At 64.6% G+C, this 20249-nt stretch carries 15 protein-coding genes; 7 read left to right on the top strand and 8 right to left on the bottom strand.

Translation table 11 applies throughout. The features are described from left to right. Nucleotides 1-292 precede the first annotated feature (292 nt). Genes B1756_RS03295 through B1756_RS03265 form a run of 7 tightly spaced genes read left to right on the top strand, consistent with a single transcriptional unit; the run spans nucleotide 293 to nucleotide 9681 of the window. The gene (locus B1756_RS03295) at nucleotides 293-4321 is read left to right on the top strand and encodes an ATPase, T2SS/T4P/T4SS family (protein WP_086887260.1); all 4029 of its coding nucleotides are present in this window, start codon (nucleotides 293-295) and stop codon (nucleotides 4319-4321) included. Then, complete coding sequence (locus B1756_RS03290; protein WP_086887259.1) at nucleotides 4318-6384, top strand: type II secretion system F family protein; 2067 nt, start codon at nucleotides 4318-4320, stop codon at nucleotides 6382-6384. Before B1756_RS03295 ends, B1756_RS03290 begins: the two co-directional genes overlap by 4 nt. A 1-nt stretch (nucleotide 6385) precedes the next feature. Continuing rightward, nucleotides 6386-6937 carry a DUF7287 family protein gene (locus B1756_RS03285; RefSeq protein WP_186336495.1) on the top strand — a complete coding sequence of 184 codons (552 nt, stop codon included), beginning with the start codon at nucleotides 6386-6388 and terminating at the stop codon, nucleotides 6935-6937. 2 nt (nucleotides 6938-6939) lie between these two features. Beyond that, a complete protein-coding gene (locus tag B1756_RS03280) occupies nucleotides 6940-7575 on the top strand; it encodes a DUF7288 family protein (protein ID WP_086887258.1) in 636 nt (211 codons plus the stop codon). Continuing rightward, on the top strand, nucleotides 7569-8381 hold the full coding sequence (locus B1756_RS03275; RefSeq protein ID WP_086887257.1) for a DUF7261 family protein: 813 nt from the start codon (nucleotides 7569-7571) through the stop codon (nucleotides 8379-8381). The genes B1756_RS03280 and B1756_RS03275 overlap by 7 nt, the downstream gene beginning before the upstream one ends. Then, entirely contained in the window at nucleotides 8378-8908 is a 531-nt protein-coding gene (locus B1756_RS03270) for a DUF7266 family protein (RefSeq protein ID WP_086887256.1), read from the top strand. The genes B1756_RS03275 and B1756_RS03270 overlap by 4 nt, the downstream gene beginning before the upstream one ends. After that, nucleotides 8905-9681, top strand: a complete 777-nt coding sequence (locus tag B1756_RS03265; protein WP_086887255.1) for a DUF7289 family protein — start codon at nucleotides 8905-8907, stop codon at nucleotides 9679-9681. The genes B1756_RS03270 and B1756_RS03265 overlap by 4 nt, the downstream gene beginning before the upstream one ends. A gap of 24 nt (nucleotides 9682-9705) precedes the next feature. Here B1756_RS03265 and B1756_RS03260 read toward each other — a convergent pair whose 3' ends face one another. The 8 genes from B1756_RS03260 to B1756_RS03225 form a co-directional block, all read right to left on the bottom strand. Beyond that, nucleotides 9706-11097, bottom strand: a complete 1392-nt coding sequence (locus tag B1756_RS03260) for a hypothetical protein (protein ID WP_086887254.1) — start codon at nucleotides 11095-11097, stop codon at nucleotides 9706-9708. A gap of 91 nt (nucleotides 11098-11188) precedes the next feature. Then, entirely contained in the window at nucleotides 11189-11989 is an 801-nt protein-coding gene (locus B1756_RS03255; protein WP_086887253.1) for a CheR family methyltransferase, read from the bottom strand. Beyond that, the gene (locus B1756_RS03250; RefSeq protein ID WP_086887252.1) at nucleotides 11986-12504 is read right to left on the bottom strand and encodes a chemotaxis protein CheD; all 519 of its coding nucleotides are present in this window, start codon (nucleotides 12502-12504) and stop codon (nucleotides 11986-11988) included. The genes B1756_RS03255 and B1756_RS03250 overlap by 4 nt, the downstream gene beginning before the upstream one ends. Next, nucleotides 12501-13781, bottom strand: a complete 1281-nt coding sequence (locus B1756_RS03245; RefSeq protein ID WP_086887251.1) for a chemotaxis protein CheC — start codon at nucleotides 13779-13781, stop codon at nucleotides 12501-12503. Before B1756_RS03245 ends, B1756_RS03250 begins: the two co-directional genes overlap by 4 nt. Next, nucleotides 13778-14383 (bottom strand): chemotaxis protein CheC, encoded by a 606-nt coding sequence (locus B1756_RS03240; RefSeq protein WP_086890020.1) that lies wholly within the window; start codon nucleotides 14381-14383, stop codon nucleotides 13778-13780. The genes B1756_RS03245 and B1756_RS03240 overlap by 4 nt, the downstream gene beginning before the upstream one ends. A gap of 118 nt (nucleotides 14384-14501) precedes the next feature. Continuing rightward, complete coding sequence (locus B1756_RS03235; RefSeq protein ID WP_086887250.1) at nucleotides 14502-18305, bottom strand: chemotaxis protein CheA; 3804 nt, start codon at nucleotides 18303-18305, stop codon at nucleotides 14502-14504. Continuing rightward, nucleotides 18298-19770, bottom strand: coding sequence for a chemotaxis protein CheB (locus tag B1756_RS19780; RefSeq protein WP_228434448.1), 1473 nt, complete (start codon nucleotides 19768-19770; stop codon nucleotides 18298-18300). The genes B1756_RS03235 and B1756_RS19780 overlap by 8 nt, the downstream gene beginning before the upstream one ends. Continuing rightward, on the bottom strand, nucleotides 19767-20129 hold the full coding sequence (locus B1756_RS03225; protein WP_086887249.1) for a response regulator: 363 nt from the start codon (nucleotides 20127-20129) through the stop codon (nucleotides 19767-19769). The genes B1756_RS19780 and B1756_RS03225 overlap by 4 nt, the downstream gene beginning before the upstream one ends. Nucleotides 20130-20249 lie beyond the last annotated feature (120 nt).

Here is a 20249-nt window from a genome sequence, read left to right as displayed (position 1 = left end):
TGGCCCATAGCCGTCTCGTTTCCGTGAACCTCACCCTCGCCGCCGTCTCGCCGTCGGGGGTCCGAGGCCGGGCGAGCCGACGCAAATATTACGCTTCTGCCGGCAAAAATACGTTCCACGCGATCCGGATAGAACTGTCAGCGAGTGAGTAATAACCGATGGGCATTCTCCGTCGGACGTGTCGGAGACACTGAAATTACGGCGATACGGACGGGGTAATTGACCGGTGAGGGTATCAGGTCTGATAATCGGCACCTGAATTTTTTGAAGGGAGGGGGTCTGGTTGAATCCAATGGCTATTGACGAGGCCGACCAGTCGGATGCCGGGGACTTTTCCACTGGCGACGCATCCGACGGCGCGTCGGACGACGATCGCGAGGGCACCGCCGGCGCGGGCGACGATCCCGCCCGCGTCGGCGACTATACGTGGGCGGACTTCATGGACGAACACGGGTACGGCGACGAGGTGGCGTCGCTATACCCGTCGGGAACCGGACCCGAGGCACAGCTGGGGCTCGACACGGACGAGAGAGCGGAGCCGACGGTTCCTCGCGGCGACGACTGGGACGCCGTCTCGTTCGACCCGGAAGCCTACCTCGGTTTCCACCCCGACGACCTCGAAGAATGGGTCCTGGCGCTGGCTGGCGACAACCGGGACGTCCTCGAGGAGCGCTTTCTCGAGTACGTCGACCCGGAGACGACGCCGGTCACCAAGGACGTCTGGACCTGGGAACACTACAAGTGGGAGTACTACTACGACGACGACGGGAGCCGCCCACGAAACAAAAGCGGTGAGATCGTCCGGCACGACGAAGCGGAGGCACTCGGCTTCGACCCGGACGACCTCGAGGCGCGGCTCTCTGCCGCCGGCGACGCTGCGATGGCACTCGACGACGTTCTCGAGCAACGGACGGTGTCGGTCCAGGAAGACATCGACGAAGATGCGTTCTTCTCGAATACGGACGACACGACCACCGTCGCCAACCGGTACGACCTGGAGAAGGCCGTCCCGCTCGAGAAGAAGACCCACTTCCGGGAGGTCGAGCGCTACTGGGTGAACAAACCCTACACGTACGTCGTCATCTTCCACTCGGAGAAGGAAAACGAGAAGAAGTACTACGTGATCGAGCCGCACTTAAACGAAATCGAGACCGAACTCAAGGAGTTCCTCTCGGGCAAACTGCGAACGGCGATCAAGTACTCTGACGAGAGCATCTCCGAGAACAACACCGAGGACGGACGAAAATCCGTCATCGAAACCGAGACCAGACGGCTGCTCAAACGCTACGATCTCTTCGAAAAGCCGGGCGGGGGTCTCCGTTCGAGAGCGACGCCGACGCGGTCGGGGGACTCGTCGGGACCGGGCGACGACTCCGGCTCTGGAAACGGCTCCGGATCGGGACTGCTCGACTCGATCAAGTCGCTGTTCTCGAGTGACGGCGGCGGCGATGGAGACGGAAACGATTCGGACGCGACCGAGAACTTACCCGCGAGCGCAGACTCGAGTGACGAAGCCAGGCCGGCGGTCCCAGAAGAGGGCAGCGGCGGCAACACCGAACTCGAGGGGATCTCGGTTCGACCCGAACCGGTCATCCTCGCAGAGGATCCGAGCACGCTGAACGAGTATCAGGTCGAGAAACTCCTGTACCTGCTCAAGCGCGATTTCATCGGATACGAGCGAATCGACGGCATCAAACACGACATCAACGTCGAGGACATCTCCTGTGACGGGTACAACTCGCCCGTCTTCGTCTACCACTCCGAGTACGAGCAGATCATCTCGAACATCTACCACGGCAAAGAGGAACTCGACGACTTCGTCGTCAAACTCGCCCAGCGATCCGGCAAGGGGATCAGCAAGCGACTCCCGCAGGTCGACGCGACCCTCCCCGACGGCTCGCGTGCACAACTGACACTCGGAAAAGAGGTATCCGACCACGGGACCAACTACACCATCCGTCAGTTCAAGGACGTCCCCTTCACCCCGATCGACCTCATCAACTGGAACACCTTCTCGCTCGAGGAGATGGCGTTCCTCTGGCTCGCCATCGAGAACCACAAGAGCCTGATCTTCGCCGGCGGTACTGCGTCCGGGAAGACGACCTCGCTGAACGCGGTCTCGCTGTTTATCCCGAGCAGCGCGAAAATCGTCTCCATCGAGGACACCCGCGAGGTCGAACTCCCCCAGCGAAACTGGATCGCCAGCGTCACCCGACCCTCGTTCTCCGACGACGAACAGGGCGACGTCGACGAGTTCGACTTGCTCGAGGCCGCGCTCCGGCAGCGCCCCGACTACATCGTGATGGGTGAGATCCGTGGTGAGGAGGGTCGGACCCTCTTCCAGGTCATGTCGACCGGCCACACTACCTACACCACCTTCCACGCTGACTCCGTCGACGAGGTCCTGAAGCGGTTTACGACGGACCCGATCAACGTCTCGAAGACGATGTTCACCGCGCTGGATCTGGTCTCGATCCAGACCCAGACCCGGGTGCAGGGACGGAAGGTCCGGCGGAACAAGTCCCTGACCGAGATCAACCACTACGAGGCCGAACACGACGAGATCAACGTTCAGGACGTCTACCAGTGGCAAGCAGAGACCGACGAGTTCCTCAAGATGGGCGACTCCAACACCCTGGAAGAGATCCGCTTCGACCGGGGCTGGTCCCGCGAGAAACTCGAGACGGAGCTGTTCAAGCGGCAGGTCATCCTCGCCTATCTCATCAAGAACGGGCTCAACACCTACGCCGAGGTCGCCGCCACGGTACAGGCGTTCATCAACGATCCCGATACGATCCTCACGCTCATCGCGAACGGGCACCTCGAGGACAGTCTCGAGGACCTCCGGGAGATGGAGAGCGTCCTGATCGACGTCGATCCCGAGAAGGAAGAACTCGTCCCGCGTCCCGACGCGACCGACGAGACCTACAACCTCTCGACGGACATCCTCGAGCGAGCCGAAGAGTCGCTGTTCGAAGAGTACCGCGGGCAGGTTCCCAGTGGCCTCGCGAGCGCCCTCGGCGGCGTCCAGTCTGCACCGTCGATGGACGATCCGTCACCCGCCGGGTCGGAACCCAGCGACCTCGAGGGCGAAACGGTCGAGTTCGAGGACACGTTCGGCAACGAGAGCTGGGAGGTCGACGACTCGAGCCCGCTCGCCGGCGGCGACGCAGGCGAGCAGCCAGCCTGGTTGACCGACGACGGCGGGTTCGACACCGCCGACGCGTCACTCGAGGGCGACGCAGACGACGAGACGGAGGCACTCGAGGACGGCGAGGCGCCTTCGGCATTGCCAGGAACGGACACCGAACCGGCGAGCGCAAGCGAGGTCGGCGCTGCCGAGGGTACCGATTCCGAGTTGCCGGTTGCCAGAGACGACGAGCGGACGGCCGACTCGATCGAAGCTGACGCCGAAGAGCTCGACACGCTCTTCGACGACATGGGCGAGACCCTCGAACAGATCGACGACGGCCGCAGCTCCGAGACAGCCGGAACGAGCTGGGGCGACCGTGGCGCCGGCACCGCCGCACCGACGGACAGCAGCTCGATGTTTCCGGAAGGAAGACTCGAGTTGCCGTCCAGTTCGGACGAAGACCGCGCCGACCGCGAGGACGGCGGAGACGACGCCGGTGGATCTACCACCGGCGACGTCGATCCGTCCGGTGAAACTCCCGAGACGACGGCCGAGTCCCCCCCAGACGTCGAATCGACTGGCTCGCCTGCCACTGCTCTCGACGGAACGCAAGGGACCAGCCCTGAACCGAACGAGACAGCGGCCGACCACGGGGTCGAGGACGAATCGACCGACGCCACTCGAGTGGCCGCCGACGCAGGTGACGAACGCGACCACTCAACGGCCGGGGGAGACGCCGATGCCGACGAGAAACCGGACGGCGAGCCAGTCGGCCGGGACGAATCGACCAGCGGCGACCGTGCCGAACCAGCCGACGGTGAGGAACCGACACCGGCCCAGCCCGAAACCGACGCTGACTCGTCGCCAGCACCCACCGCCGAGTCGGAGACGCCGGCGGAATCCACCGACCCGAACGAGAGCGATTCGATCTTCGGGTCCGGAGCAGGTGCGCCCTTCGGTGACGACCCCGACGCGGTCGACGACACCGACGGCGACGACGGTTCGCTGTTCGACGCCGCTGGCGACTCGACCGACAGGTCGAGGTCGCCGTCGGTCTTCGGTGACAGTCTCGCGGGGGACGCCAATTCAGACGACGGGGACAACGGGATCACTACGGACGATCAGGAAACCGAATCGGCGGCAGAGACCGGGTCGCCGGCTGACGCTGCGGAGGACCGAGACGCATGAGCCTGCAGACAGACGACGCGCCGGGTGCAGGAGAGGTATCAGCAGGCTCCGATCGACTCGGTGAGTACTTCTACCCACTGTACGACCGACTCTTCAGCGAAGACAGCGAGTTCGTCGCCGACGTCGAAACCAAACTCGCCCAGGCCCGGATGACCGACACCGTCGAACTCTACCTCTCTCGAGCCCTCGGCGTCGGCTTCATCAGCGGGCTCGCGCTGTGGCTGCTGGGGATCTTGCTCGGGTACGGTCTGTTCGGCACCGGGCTGATCCAGATCGACCACATCATCGGCATTCCGGTGGGCAACGAGACGGTGCTCGCGATCATCGAACTGCTCCGGATTCCGGCGTTGATCCTCGTGATCGGCCTCGTTCTGGGATCGATCGGGTTCGGTCTCGGCTTTGGCTCGCTCGTCGCCATCCCGTACTCGCGGGCGTCGGCGCGCAAACGCGAGATCAACATGCTGCTGACCGACTCGGTGTCGTTCATGTACGCCCTCTCGGTGGGCGGGCTGAACCAGCTCGAGATCATCGAGGCGATGGCCGAGGCCGACGACACCTACGGCGAGGTCGCGATGGAGTTCCAGTCGATCGTCAAAGAGACAGAGTACTTCGACGTCGACTACCGGACGGCCGTCCGCAAGCAGGCCCTCGAGACGCCGAGTGACGAACTCTCGCAGTTTCTCACCGACATGCTTTCGATCATCAACAGCGGCGGTGACATGCAACACTTCCTCGAGGACAAGAAGGAACTCCACATGCGCACGGCCAAACAGGAACAGGAGCTCACCCTCGAGACGCTCGAGCTGTTCGGCGAGATGTACATGACGCTGTCGCTGTTTCCGTTGCTGTTGATCATCATCATGGTCGTGATGCAGATGATCCCGCAGGCGGACGTGACCAACGAGATGCTGTACATGACGGTGTACGCGCTCATCCCGCTGCTGGGGATTGGCTTCCTCGTGCTCGTCTCGACGGTGAAACACGACGAGCCCGGCGACGGCTACCTCGCGATGGACGACAGCGACCACCGCGTTCAGGAGTCCCAGGGCGGTGGCGTCTTAGACCTCGGGCTCGTCGAGGAGTTCACTGGCGAGCACAGCGTCTTCGATCGGATCAAGAGCCGGGAGGGAACCCACGAGACGATGTCGGTCTTGCGACGCCCCCACATTTTCTTCCGGGACAACCCGCTGTACACGCTGGCGTTGACGGTCCCCGCGTCGCTGGTACTGGTGGCAACGGCGATCATGATCGGCTCGGCACCCACCTCGTGGGGAGCGATGATCGACAACCCCGTCTGGGGAACGTTCATCTACCTCTACGCGCCGCTTTACATCATCGCCATTCCGCTGTCGATCTTCCGAGAGTGGAACGTCAGGCACCGAAACGCCGTCATCAGCCAGCTCTCCGAGGACCTGCGGAAACTCTCGAGTGCGAACGACACCGGGTTGACGCTACTCGAGTCCCTGCAGGCCGTCGCGGAGACGACGACCGGCAAGTTAGCTCGCGAGTTCGAGGAGATGCACACCAAGGTCAACTACGGGACGAGTCTGAAGGAGGCGCTCATCGAGTTCAACAACAAGTACCACATCCCACGGCTCGCCCGGACGACGCGGCTGATCACGGAAGCACAGGAGGCGTCGAACGAAATCTCTGACGTGCTCCGGACGGCCGCCCGCGCGAGTGAAAACCACGACGACATCGAGCGCGAACGCAAGTCCCGCACCCGGATGCAGGTCGTGATCATCATCATGACCTTCCTGACCGTCCTGGCGGTGATCGCGATCCTCCAGACGCAGTTCATCGACACGATGGCGGGCCTCGAGCCGGGTGACACGGAAGGCGTCGACGACGCGGGCGCTGGCGGTGCACTCGGGGACGCGGACATGGCCGCCAACATCCAGGTCGACATGCTGTCGACGCTGTTTTTCCACGCGATCACGTTGCAAGGGATCCTCTCCGGATTCATCTGTGGCTATATGCGTGACGCAGACATTCTGAGTGGCCTGAAGTACGTGATCTTGCTCTCGACGATCGCGCTGATAGGCTGGACGATGGTGGCCTGATATGTCCGGGGCAGGGAATCGCGATCGACGCGACCGGACGATCTCACTCGAGCTGGGGGTCGGCGACCCAGACGGCGGTAGCCGCGACCGCGGTCAGACCGCTCAGGACTTCGTGATCGGGATCGGCGTGTTCATCCTCGCCGTCGCGTTCGTCTTCTCGTTTCTACCGTCGATCCTCACGCCGTACGATTCGGCCGTCGGCGGTTCGGAAACGGCGCAGGCCGAACGAATCGCGAATCAGATCGTCCACGATACCGAGAGTGTGAACGGCTCGAACGAACTGGATCGAGCGGTCTTCGAGGCCGAGTACACCGGGGAGAACCTGACCGATACACTGGCACTCCGGTCGAGCGAAGACGTGATCTTCGACTCGGTCAACGTCTCGATCGAAACGCTCGAGGGCGAGCCAGTCAATGCGACCGCACTCTCCGGCGGTGAGCCCTACGACGGCCAGCCGGCGGCGAGTTCCGCCCGGATCGTAACGGTCGACGACACGTCGGCCGATCCGGGCGACTGTGAGCCGGCCTGCCGACTCGAGGTGACGGTGTGGTAATCATGAAAGGGCCGAACAACGAGATGGCAGATCGCGGCCAGGCCTACACGCTCGAGGGGTTCATCAGTGCGATGGTCCTCGTGATGGCGGTTCTGTTCGCACTGCAGGCAGTGGTGTTGACGCCGTCGACCGGCGGGTTAGCCGACCGATCGATCCAGGCCCAGATGCAACAGGAAGCACAGGATGCCCTCGTCGTCGCCGATCAGGACGGCGATCTGACCGAAACGATCCTCTACTGGGACGGTGAGGGCGGATTCGGTGACACCGATATCAGCGAGAATCCGAATCGAGAAGCGGACAACGGAACCTACTCGACCGATCAGTTCGCAAACGTCTCGACGCTCGGGCAAATCATGAACCAGAGTTTCGCCCAGCAAGGGTGGAACTACAACGTCGAGATCCACTACACGGACGACGACGGCGACTTCGAAACGAAATCGCTCGTCTATCAGGGAAGTCCTTCGAGTGGGGCCCAGACGGCGAGTTACACGATCGCAGTCCTCGACGACGATCAAGCGTACGACGGGAGTAACTGGATGAACGTCAGCGACGTCAACGGAGACGCTCGAACCATTCCGAAAGCCGAACCGAACGAACCAGTGTACAACGTCGTGGAGGTGCGACTGACCATATGGTGATCGACGACCAGCGTCGCGACCGCGGCCAGATCATCCTCATCGCCGCCGTCGTCATCGCGTTCATCGTCCTCGGCGTCGTCGTCGTCTTCAACGGCGTCCTCTACACCGAGACGATCTCCTCGAGTTCGACCAGCCAGAGCACCGCAGATGCCGAACTGGTCGATCAGGAACTCGAGGCGGCGGTCGTCGACCTTGCCCTGTATGCGAACGCTGGCGGATCGATGAGTAGTGACTTCGAGGACGTTCTCGAGGACGAATTGTTCGACCAGTATCGGGAAACGAAAGTCAACAGCCAGCCTGTACTCGTCGACGCCGGGGTCGACGACGTCACCAGCGGAACGGCCGGCGCTGACCTCTCATCGTATAACGATGAAACGATCGTCGACAGCGATGAGATCGGTCATTTCGAACTCGAGCTGGCAGACGACACTGGTGAGGTCACGATCGTGGCAAACCGCTCCGGTTCACTCGAGGCGATCACAATCGAGGGAATCAGTGGGTCCTACGACGTCGACAGCCCCAGTGGATCCTGTGAGATCCAGAGCGATACAGCGCGAGTCGATCTCGTTACCGGATCCGTCTCCGCTCCGACGGACAGTGACTGTGAGCCGGCACTGGACCCCATCGAGGATGGAGAGACGTACGATGACATCGAACTCGATGCTGCTGTTTCAGATGGCAGCGTCTACTACGAATCGTCAAACGACGACGTGCTTGCGGTGACACTCGACGTTACCTACGAGTCGAGTACCGTCTCGTATCACGACGAGAACAGGGAGATCAACGTCTACGGTGAGCAACGATGACCAGATCCAGACGCGAGTCCACAGCTTCGACGAACTCACTCACAGGTGACGATCGCGCCGTCTCGATCGCGATCACCCACGTCCTGACCATCGCCATCACGACCATCCTCGTGGCGATGCTCGTCACCAGCGCCGGCGGGATGCTCGAGACCGAGACAGACCGGTCTGCCGAGACCTCTCTCGAGACGATCGGCGAACGACTCGCCGGCGAGGTCGGCAGTGTCGACCGGCTGGCACCTGACGGTGATGGAAGCGTGACTGTCGTCGCCGATCACCCGCGAACGGTCGCGAACTCCGGGTACACCGTCGAAATACTCGATTCGGACACGTGCAACAGTGAAGCACCGTTGATCAACAGCACGAATCCCTGTCTCGAGTTGACCGCGACCGACGCGGACGTGACGACGCACGTCCCGGTGTCGAACGAGACGGCCCTCGACACCGACGCCGCGGTCCCCGGTGGCACGATCGAAGTCCGCTACGACGAAGGGAACGAAGAGATCACGCTCGAGGAGGTGACCCGATGAAGTCGCAGGCGTTCACCCCGGGAGCTGACTCGAGAGACGGTGATCGCGGCGTCTCCGAGGTGCTGGCGTTCGTGATGGTCTTTGGCATCATCCTCGCGTCGGTCGGTCTCCTCTCGATGACGGCCTTCCAGGCGATGGAAGAGTATCAGGAGTTCGAGCAGGTGAACAACGCCGAACGAGCGATGAGCGCACTGGCCGAGAACTTCGACGATGTCGTCCGGTACGACGGCGTCGAGCACCGCTACGGTGAGATCGCGATGCAGTCGGGATCCGTGGTGACGAGCCCCAACGGAACGACGCTCAACATCACCGCCAACGACCGCCCGCTCGAGGACGAACACCCCGAGTTCGAGAACGTCACCGACGACGGAAAACTCACCCTCGGAACCTTCCGGTACGAACACGGCAGCGAGGAAATCGCCTACGAGAGCGGCGGCGTGATCCGCGCGACCGAGTTCGACGGCGAGGTCGACAGCGTCGTCCGCGAGTACCCGCCGATCAGGTACAACGAGGAGACGGACACGGCGGTCATCTCGCTGGTCGCGATCGACGCCGACGAACGCTCGCTCCGGAGCGACGGGAGCATCGGCGTCTCGATGCACGTCGAGGATCGGACGACGAAAGTGCTCGAGGGCGACGACCTCGAGATTCGGGCCGAGGATCCGGACACCCGCTACGGCGACGCCTGGGACGACGTCCTCGAGGGCTGGGACGGTGAGCACGAACCCGATCGAGTCGTTCTCACGATCGTCGAGGTCGAAGTCGACTACTGATCGACCGACGCTATACTGGATCGATTAGCCATCCGCGTCGCCGTCTGACTCCCAGTCGCCGGTCACCATCGCACGGAGCCCAGCGCGAGAAGCAAGTTGTTCGACCCGGGCGCGGTGATCGTCGCGGTCACCACCGAGTTCCAGGTACCAGCCGTTCGAGAGCTGGGTCGGATTCACCATCGGCGAGCCATCGGCTCGCGTCGGGTCGTCGTTCAGGACCGTCGGCCCCTCGTCGGGGCCCCACGGCAACGAGACGCCTTTGAGCCCGTGCCCGAGGAGGTATTCAGTCGCGTAGACGAGGCCGCCGGCGGAACTCGAGCCGCCGATGGCGCCGATCGACCCGCGGTCGTTGAAGAATCGAACGACGTACTCGCCGTCGTCGGCGCTGTCGCCGCCATCGGTACTGTCACCATCGCTGTCGCCGGCACCGTCACGACCTGCTGGTCGGTTCGATTTCACCGGCTCGCCGGGTTCGCCGTCCGTCTCCGGTGACGATTCCGCATCCTCCGTCGGCGGGCTGGCTGCGCTGGCCCCTGAGTCCGCGCTCGAGCGGTTACTCGCAGGCTGTTCGCCAGCGGTCGTCCACCGCGAAGCGGGGAGGTCGCTCGAGTCCGCATCGGCAGCCGATGGCGCGTCTTGCTCTGACCGGTGGTCGGCCTCCGGGCCGGCTGCGTTCGGTGCGCTCGAGGCCCCGGGTTCCGTCACCGGCGATTCGTCACCGCCGGCCGACGCGTCGACGAACTCGAACGTGACGTCGCGAGGAGCGTCACCACTCCCCGATTCGAGCGCCGGATGATCGCTCGCGAACGACACGATCAACTGGTCGACGAACCGCTCGGTTGGCCCCACGAACGTGCTCGCATCCGTCCGGTGATCGACCCGTGTCGAAACCTGTTCGACGATCGATGCGACGAGGTCGCGGCGCTCGAGCGCGAGCGTCCGGGCGACGGCCGAGCGGCCCCGGTCGGCGAGGTGCGCGGCGAGTGCAGAGCGTGTAAAGTCGACCACGTCGGTGGTTCTTTCGGGGAGTTCGGAGAGTCGGCAGGCGAACCGGTCGGTCTCACTCGTGCCGGCGAGGAAGAGAAACGAGCGGCCGTTGGTGTAGATCGCCCGGTCGACGTCGGACCAGCGCATGGCCTCGAGCAGTGCCAGTCCGCGTTCCTCGGCGAGTGACTCGTCGTACGGATCGACGGCGACGAACAGCGCTGGCACGCCGTCGACCGGGAGGACGTACTCGAGTGCACAGTCGTCGACGGAGACGTCCGCTCGGGTCGACGGGGCGTGGACGTCCCAGTCGAGCGTCTCGAGCAGCGGATCGACGAGGAGCGTCCGGGTTTCGTGGACGGACGCCGGGGGTGAAGCGGCACACAGCGCCCGCGATCGGCTGACGTACGAGCTGAGGTCGAGGCCGGTCATTCACTCGCCTTTCTCGGTCGACGGTCATGTAACGGTCGGTCGTTCGTCAGCAGACGAAAGTCCCCAGAGCGCACCACGTTTTCCGGCCGAGTCACTCCCGGTCGTAAATGCGAAGCCGGGCGTCCCGGACCGAAAACGCAGACTTGAGGTTCGGTGGGATGGTCTCTGCTTTCCCGATGACGAGCGTCCCGCCCGGGCGCATCGATTCGGCGATCGACCCGAGCATCGAGGCCTTGTAGGCGTTGTCGATGTAAATAAAGAGGTTCCGACAGACCACGAGGTCGAACCCGGACTTCGGGTCGTCGTTGATGAGGTCGTGGCGCTCGAACTCGACGGGTCGTTTGACCTGCGGTGCGATCCGGTAGGTGTCGCCGTCGACTGCGACGTACTCGGCCGGGTCGTCGAGAAAGGAGAGTTGCTCGCCGACGTCGACCGTGCGCGACGTCTCGTAGATGCCGCTGCGAGCCGTCTCGAGGGCGGGTCTGCTGATGTCGGTTCCGAGGATCCGGACGCTCGAGGCGTCGACAGCGGGGTCGTCGTGGACCAGCATCGAGAGTGAGTACGGTTCCCGGCCGTCGGCGCAGGCGGCACTCCAGATCCGGATCTCGTCCTGCTCGGAGGCGATTTCCCGGAGGACGGTTCTGATCCCCTCCCAGACGTCCGGGTTTCGGAAGAAGCCGGTGACGTTGATGCTCATCGACTGGACGAGCGCCTGCTGTTCGTCGGGGTCGCCCCGGAGCAGGTCGAAGTACTCGGCGTAGTCGCCGGTGCGGGTTCGGCGGATACGTGAGGAAATCCGTCGATCGAGATAGCTGTCGTTGTAGTGGCTCGTCGCGAACGAGAGTTCGTCCTCGACGAACGAGAGAATAGCGTCGAACGCGTCGTCTGTCACAGGTGTTTCACTCCGTGTTCGGCCTCGTCTGCCGTCTTGACGAGGAGTTCCCCCGTCCCGGGGGTAAACGTCACGGTTCGACCGTGCTCACCGCCGACGTCTTCGGCGACGATCGGCACGCCGAGTTTCTCGAGTTCTGCGCGGGCTGCGGCGACGTTCCGCCGGCCGACGCCGTCGCCGAAGCTCTCGAACTCGAACATGTCGCTGCCGCCGGCGAGTTTGGCCTCGACGGCGGTGTAGGTGGCGCCGCGTTCGACCATCCGCCGGAGCAGTGCCCGGATCGCGGTGTCGGCGTACTTTCCCGGTTTCGCGTCGCCGTTCTCGACGGCGTCACCGGAGGGTAACATCGCGTGAGCGAGGCCACCGATTTCTTCGTCCGGGTCGTAGAGGGCGATGGCCAGACACGACCCGAGTCCGTAGGACGTCAGTGTATCGTCGCCCTCGCTGACGACCAGTTCGGAGATACCAACCCGGACCGGCGACGGAGCGCCCGGTTCGCTGCCGTAGGTCTTCATGTGTGCTCGATTTCGCCGAATTCGGCGGTCGTGGGTTCGTCCTCGATCCGATCGACGTCGAGGTCGTTCAGCGCACGTTCGAGGTCCGACTCGTCGGGGATGGCGTACACCTCACAGTCGAAGGCCTGCCCGTCTGCGACGACGAGGGTGTCGAAGACGAAGGCGTACTCCTGAGACTCACCCAGCCGGACGACCACGGGGTCGACGGCGGCCGTCCCGATGTCGTGGACGAACTCCGGCGTCGAGTGGTCGATCGTCGTGTCGAGGACGTTCGCCCAGCCGTCGAGGAAGCCACTGGCCATGATGTTCCCGAGTTCCTCGATGGCGCTCTGGCCCATCTCGTCGAAGCCGTCTGGATCGACGTCGTCCAGCGCCATCGGCACCATCGCGTCGACGATCTCGTGGGCCGACTCCTCGTCGAAGAGGAACAACAGGAAGCCGCTGGGGACGCCCTCGAACTCGAAGGCGACACCGACGAGTCGCTCGTCGGGCACCTGCTCGGGAATCGCCTCGAGCGAGACGAAGTTGAGCCGCCGGATCTCGACGTGGGTGTCGATCCCCGTCAGCGTCGTCGCCGTCTTGGCCATCTCCTCCGCGCCGCGTTCGGCCATCCGGTCGAAGCCGTCGAGTTTGTCGTAGTCGATGCCGTCGCTCGTCCGGATTCGGTCGAGCAGGTCGGCCATCGACGCCCGGTCGGGAAAGAGGTAGTGTTCGAACTCGATTTCGGCGTCGACGGTCTCGATCCGGCTCTGGAAGAGCAACGCGAGGTCGTCTGCGCCCGGTGAGTCGACGACATCGGTGACGAACGGATCCGCCGATTCACCCTCGAGCAGGGTCGGCGTCGAGACGTCGATAACCGACTCGAGGACGTCCGCCCAGCCGTCGACGAAGCCGCTGTTCATGACCTGTCCAACCTCGGTGATGGCGCTCTCGCGCATGCGGTCGAACTCCTCGCCGTCGGCCTCGTCGTCCCCGTCCTCGGACTCTTCGGGGGCCGCTTCCGCGACCAGCGGTTCGACGATCCGATGGGCGTCTTCTCGATCGAAGACGACCATCGACGAGCCGTCGATGGCACCCGTGAGTCCGACGTGGACGCCGACTTTCGGCGAGCCGTCGGTGAGCTCTCGGCGGATCTCTCGCCCGCGCATGAAGTTTAGCTTCGTGACGCCGACCCGGGTCTCGACACCCGTCATGTGTGTCAGGCGGCCGGCAGCCAGCCCGGTCCCTTCTCGAGCCATCCGGTAGAACGTCCCGAGAGCGTTGACGTCGAGTTTCATGCCGGCTGGACGTCGATGGCGTTGACCATTTCGACGAACTCCGCGAGGTCGGGGAACGCGTAGATTTCGGCTTCGATCTGGTAGCTCGGCACCGTCAGGTCAGAGTCGAAGAACAACGCGAGATCGTCGTCACCCAGACTCGCGGTTCGCGTGACGATGTCTTCGGCAGGGGCGTAGACGAGTTGGGGGGCGGCGACGTCGATCATCCGCCCGAGGACGTCCGCCCAGCCGTCGATGAAGCCGCTGGCCATCATGTTGCCCATCTCCTCGACGGCGCTTCTGGCCATCTTTCCAGAGACGTTCGACATGTCGTCGACCACGTCGTTCAACATGATCGCCGTGATCTTCTTCGCACTCGCCTCGGGGAAGAGGATGAGGATGTGTCCGTGTGGCGGGTCCAGCAGTCGCACTCGCACCCCGACGCGCTTGCCGGGCTCGAGCTGTGACTCGATGTCGTCGACGTCGACGAAGTTGGTCTTGGTGACCTCCATCCGGGCGTCTTCGCCGGTCAACTTGCTCATGTTGTCGGCGACGCCGTTCGTCCCGACCTTCGCCATCTCGTTTATGAAACTCAACTTTCGAATGTCGACCATCATCGTCATTGTGTTCTCGTCTCCGTGTTCGCGTTCGCGTCCGCGGTTGCGTTCGTGCTCGTACTCCTGTACCTGGGCGTGCTCGTTCCCGCTCTCGTCCACCGTTCGCGTTCGATCTCGCCTGCGATCATAGCGTGGTCACGTCGAGAATGTTCACGACCGTACCGCGTCCGCGGACGGTCGCCCCGCTCAGACCAGGCACGTCGCCCATGAACCCGACGTAGGGTTTGACGACGACCTCCTGCTGATCGCGGACGTGATCACACTCGATGGCGACCGGTCTGACGTCCTCGCGGATGCGCAGTAGCATCCCGTCGGGTGCGCTCGATCGTCCCGTCTCGAGTGCGGTGGCCCGACCGGCGGACTCCCCACCCTCGAGTCGGGACGAGTCACCGCCGTCGGTCGCCGTTTCGCTTCCCGCACCGGCGGCGACCTCGCCTGCGGCTTCGTCACCGATTCCAAACGTCTCCGCAAGCGAGAGGACGGGGTAGGCCTCGCCCTCGACCGGCAAGACGCGTTCCCCGTCGATCGTCTCGGTCGCCTCGATCGGCTCGACGTCCTGGACCACGCTGGTCGGGACGCCGAACTCGAGGTCACCGACCTCGAGGAAGAGGACGTCGTCGATTGCGATCGAGACCGGCAGGGTGAGTCGGATGGTCGTCCCCTCACCGGGCGCGCTGTCGATCGCGATCGTCCCGTCGACGTCCTCGATCGTCCGTTTGACGACGTCCATTCCGACCCCGCGACCGCTGACGTCGGTCACCTCCGCGGCCGTCGAGAGGCCGGGGTGGAACGCCAGTTCGAGGGCCTCCTCGTCGGTGAGGGCCTCGGCAGCAGCGGGCTCTATGACGTTCGCCTCGACGGCCTCTTCTCGGAGCGCGTCCGGCTCGAGTCCGTGACCGTCGTCGGCGACCGTGATCGTCACCCGATCGCGCGAGCGCGTGGCGGTCACCTCGACCTGTCCTTCGATCGGTTTGCCGGCGGCCTCGCGGGCCGCGGGCGACTCGATCCCGTGGTCGACCGCGTTTCGGACGAGGTGAACCAGCGGGTCGCGCAGTCGCTCGAGGATGGCCCGGTCGAGTTCGACGTCCATCCCAGACAGTTCGAGGGTGACCTCCTTGTCCTGGTCACGTGCGACGTCCCTGACGATCCGGGGGAGCCGACTGGTAACCGTCTCGAGGGGCACGAGCCGAACGTCCATGACGGTTCCCTGCAGGTCGGTGACCAGCGAGTCGAGTCCCTCGACCTCGCGCTCGAGTGCGGCTCGGTCGAGGTCGGTCTCGACGGCGTGTCGGAGCCGACCGCGGGTCGTGACGAGTCCCTCGACGAGCGAGAGAAGGTCGTCGATCTGCTCGACGTCGACCCGGATCGACTGGATCTCGTCGTCGTCTCTCGACCGGTCTCCCGTCTCGGGCGGGACCGTGATGTCGGGGATCTCGATGTCCGGCTCCTCGACGATCGTTCGACTCGTTTCGTCGGGATGTGATTCGGACTCGGAGTCGGCCTCTGATCCGGGATCGGTGCCGGCCTCGAACGCAGATCCGGGATCGGTGCCGGCCTCGAAAGAGTCAGTCACGTCGAACGAATCGTCGGCCTCGAATCCAGCGTCGTCGCCCGAATCGTCGAACCCGAACTCCGTGTCCGGACCTGAAGCCGTCTCGAAGTCGGCCGAGTCGTCGAACCCGAATTCACTATCAGGGTCGGACGTCGATCCCGAGTCTGCCGAGTCGTCGAACCCAAATTCGCTATCGGGGTCGGACGCCGCCTCGAAGCCGGCCGAGTCGTCGAGCCCGAGTCCAAACTCGGACTCGGAGACGGAAGTGGATTCGAGGGAGTCGTCGAGGTCGTCTGCGTCGACCTCGACATCTCCTTGCACGTCCACGGTGGCTTCGTGGTCGTCGGTCTCGGGCGCGTCGTCGGTATCGGGGTCGGCCCCGTCCTCAGCGCCGGTTCCTGAATCGAACCCGGTCGCGTGGTCGGCCCAGTCGACCGAATCGGATCCGGTCCACTCGTCGTCCGATCGCTCCGACCAGTCGTCCGCCTCGGTGTCGGCCCAGCCGTCGGCACTCGAGTCGGCCAGTTCGTCGTCCGCCTCGGCGTCGGCCCAGCCGTCGGCACTCGAGTCGGCCAGTTCGTCGTCTGCATCAGCGTCGGTCCAGTCGCGCTGGTCGTCGTCAACCCACCGATCTGGCGTCTCGAAGTCGTCGGTATCAGTTGCGTCGGCGTCGGATCCGACGTACTCGTCCGGCTCCTCGAGTCGATCCTCGGACGCTGAGGCTGATGCGGACGCGTCTGCGGCATCGTCGAACGCGTCGACGACGTCGGGATCTTCCTCTCGGTCGGGTTCGGTTCCGGCAGCCGCCTCCATGTTCTCGAGGAAGTCGTCACCGGTCTCGTCTCCGGGGTCCGGATCTGACGGGGACAGCTCCGGTTCGATTTCTACCCCGGTGTCGAAGACGGGGTCGAGGTCGGAGTCTGCGTCCGCTGCAGACGCTGGCTCGTCGGCTACGGCCATCTCGTCGACGTCGGCGGCCGGTTGCTCCTGTTCTGGCTCCGCGGGATCGAACGCGTCGTCGGTCTCGAGGTCGGCCGTGGCCGGGTCGGCAGCCGACGTCGTCTCTTCGACCGACTCTTCGGCCCCAGCGGCTGGAACCGCGTCCGACGCGTCGTCGATATCGCCGGTTTCAGCCAGTAGCTCGTCCATCCCGATCTCTTCTTCCTCGAACTCGTCGAACTCGAGTTCCTCGAGTTCCGCCTGGAGTTCGTCGAAGCCGACCGGTTCGACTTCCTCTTTGAGTTCGGCGAAGACGGCTTCGGCGTCGTCGACCTCGTCGTCTGCGTCTGCCGACGCGGCGGTGGAACCGGTCTGGGCGGTGTCGGTGCCCGTCTCTGTCTTCACCCGGTCGTCCCCACCGGTCGCACGGTGGCTGTCGGCCGACGCCGTGCCGTCCGCCGGCGAGTCGTCGGTCACGGCAGGTTCCGGCTCGACGTCGGCATCCTCGAAGAGGTCGTCGAACGAACCGGCTTCACCCATCTCGTCGAACACCTCGAGGTCGTCGTCGCCTTCGACCTCTTTGACCTTCTCGTCCAGATCGTCGAACTCCTCGAACTCGTCGAGCAGTTCGTCGACCGAGAGGTCAGCTGCTTCCTCGGTCGAAATGTCCGCACTCGGGTCCTCGTCGTCGGCTGCCGCCGCGAGTGCGTCGAACCGGTCGCTCACCTGCTCGATCGCGAAGTCGGCGACGACCTCGATCGGCTCGAGGGCAGCGGTGATCGCCTCCTCGCCGACTGCGCTGGCGAAGACGGCGTCGAATCGCCCGCCGTAGGTACCGTCCTCGAGTGCGTCCCGGCCGGGATCGGTCCCGAGTACGTCGAACGCGTCGATCAGGGCCTCGAGAACCCGCACGCCGTTGGTGACTGCCCCCGATTCGGACTCGGTCACCGCGAGTCGGACGAGGTACGTCTCGAAGTCCGGTGCTGTCGGGGGCTCGAGACCCGTGAGTACCGCGTCGATCTCGTCGCTCGTCGGCCCGGTGACCGTCGTGGCCCCCGAGTGAGTCTCCCGTTCGACGACCTCGCTGACCGCTTCGATCGTCGGGCCGGGATCGGTCGCGATCTGGCCCGTTTCGGCCGCCTCGTCGACCATCGACTCGAGTTCGTCGACGGCGTCGAAGGCGACGTCCATCAACGCCGGAGTCACGTCCACTCGCCCCGATCGAACCGCCTCGAGGAGGTCCTCGAGCGCGTGGGCGAGGTCGCTCGCCGCGTCGAAGCCGGCACCGCCAGCGTTACCCTTGAGGGTGTGGGCCGTCCGGAAGAGCCGACGCATGGCCTCTTCGTCGTCGGGATCGCGCTCGATGGCCAGCAGGTCGTTGTTCAGCTGGGTGATCCGCTCGGCGCTCTCCTGAACGAACTCGGTTCGATCATCCATCGCCACGCTGGTCACCTCCGAGCGCCTCGACGACGCGATCTGGAAGCAGGTCCGCCGGGACGATCTCGTCGACGCACCCGGTGCGGATCGCCTGACCCGGGATGCCGAAGACGGAACTGGTCGCTTCGTCCTGGGCGATCGTGTGCCCACCAGCGGCGGCAATCGCTTCGATTCCGGCCGCGCCGTCCCGGCCCATCCCGGTACAGACGACGCCACAGAGCGGGCCGTCGACCGTCCGGGCGGCGGATTCCATCGTGACGTCGATCGACGGTCGCGTGAGCCCTGACGGGGCCTCCTCGAGCGTCACGCGGAGTCCGTCGTCGTCCCGAACGCGGAGGTGGGTATCACCGGGTGCGACGACGGCCGTTCCGGGGTCGACCCGTTTGCCGTCGGCCGGTTCGACGACTGCGTAGTCGCTCGCGGCGTCGAGTCGGTCGGCGAATCGTCCGGTGAACACCCCGGGCATGTGCTGGACGACGAACACGCGGGCCTCGAGGGTCGTCGGGAGTCTCGCGAGCAGGCCCTCGACGACGGCGGGGCCGCCGGTCGACGCACCGATCACGACCGTCGGCGGGACGCCGGGGGTTCTCGAGGTCACGTGACCTGCTCGGTCGCCGTCCCGCGACTCGGTCGGGTGCGCCGTCGGTTCGGTTCTCTCGGACGCCCGTTCGCTCGACTCGGGACCCGTCTGCTCCGAGACGGCCCCGATTTCGTCCGTCTGGTGTTCCCCGGTAGGCTCCGCTGCTGACTGGTTGGGGCGTCGCGGCGTTGGCTTCTCGAGTGGTTTCGGGGCAATTCCGTCGACGCTTCCGCCGGCAGTCTCACCGGCGGAAACTGCCGCGCCGTTCGTGGTCGTGGTCGTGGTTCCGTTCGTGGCCCGCCCCGAACGCGCCATCGCGCTTCCAGCGTCTGTCCCACCCACACGGGCACCGGCTCCCGAATCGGCAGTCGCTCGAGAGTCCGCACAGACTGCGTGTGCCGACTGGATCGAACTCGCCGTCGCCGCCGTCTGTGCCACTGCGAGCGAGGAGACGGTCGCGTCCGAGAGCGCTGTGATCCGATCGCAGAGCGTCTCGGCGAACGCATCGTCCAGCGCGGACAGGTCCGTGGTTTCCGTGTGCAGGACGTCGACGGCGTCGCAGGTCACCGCCTCGAGTTGCGTCCGGACCGCGGGCTCGACCGCGGCGGTTATTACGAGTGTCGCCACTGGATCGGAGCCGAGCAGGCGCCTGAGGGCGTCGAGTCTGGCCCGATCGACGGTCGGCCAGGCGGCGACGACGACGTCCGGCGCTGGCCGACAGCGAGCGACCGTTTCACAGAGCGTGGTCGTATCGTCGGTCTCGGAGCCCGATCCAGTCGCCGGAACGAGGTCCGTCGCGTGGAGCACCTCGGCTCGAGTGGCGAGGGCGTTGGCGACGACCGTCCCCAGCTCGAGTGGGTCGTCGGCAACGAGTACGCGCGTCATACCACGGCGACGTCGGTGAGGGCCTTCCTGACGCTCGGTTCTTCGAACGGTTTGGTCACGTAGCCGTCGGCCCCCGCCTTCACCGCGAGTTTCATCTTCTCGCGCTGGCCGACGCTCGTACACATGATCACCCGCGCGTCGGGATCGATCTTCTTGATGGCCGCAGTCGCCTTGATGCCGTTGCACTTCGGCATGACGATGTCCATCATGACGACGTCGGGATCACGCTCTTTGTACAGCTTGACCGCCTCCGCGCCGTTCGTGGCCTCCCCAACGATGCGGCAATCCTGCTCTAATATTTGTCGGAGCAAGTTCCGCATAAAATGAGAGTCGTCTACGATGAGAACCCCTGTCGACATTCAGTTGTACACCACCGGTTACTACCGAAACCGCTACCATAAATGCTATCTCTCCATTATCAGCGATGATAACCGCCAAATACGGCCTGAATCGGCAGCAGGCGGCGGTTTTGGGGTCCG

Origin of the sequence: Natrarchaeobaculum aegyptiacum, from assembly GCF_002156705.1 — an archaeon.
Lineage (GTDB): Archaea > Halobacteriota > Halobacteria > Halobacteriales > Natrialbaceae > Natrarchaeobaculum > Natrarchaeobaculum aegyptiacum.
Note: the sequence above shows the minus strand (reverse complement) of the source record. Positions and strands in the feature narration are given on the sequence as shown.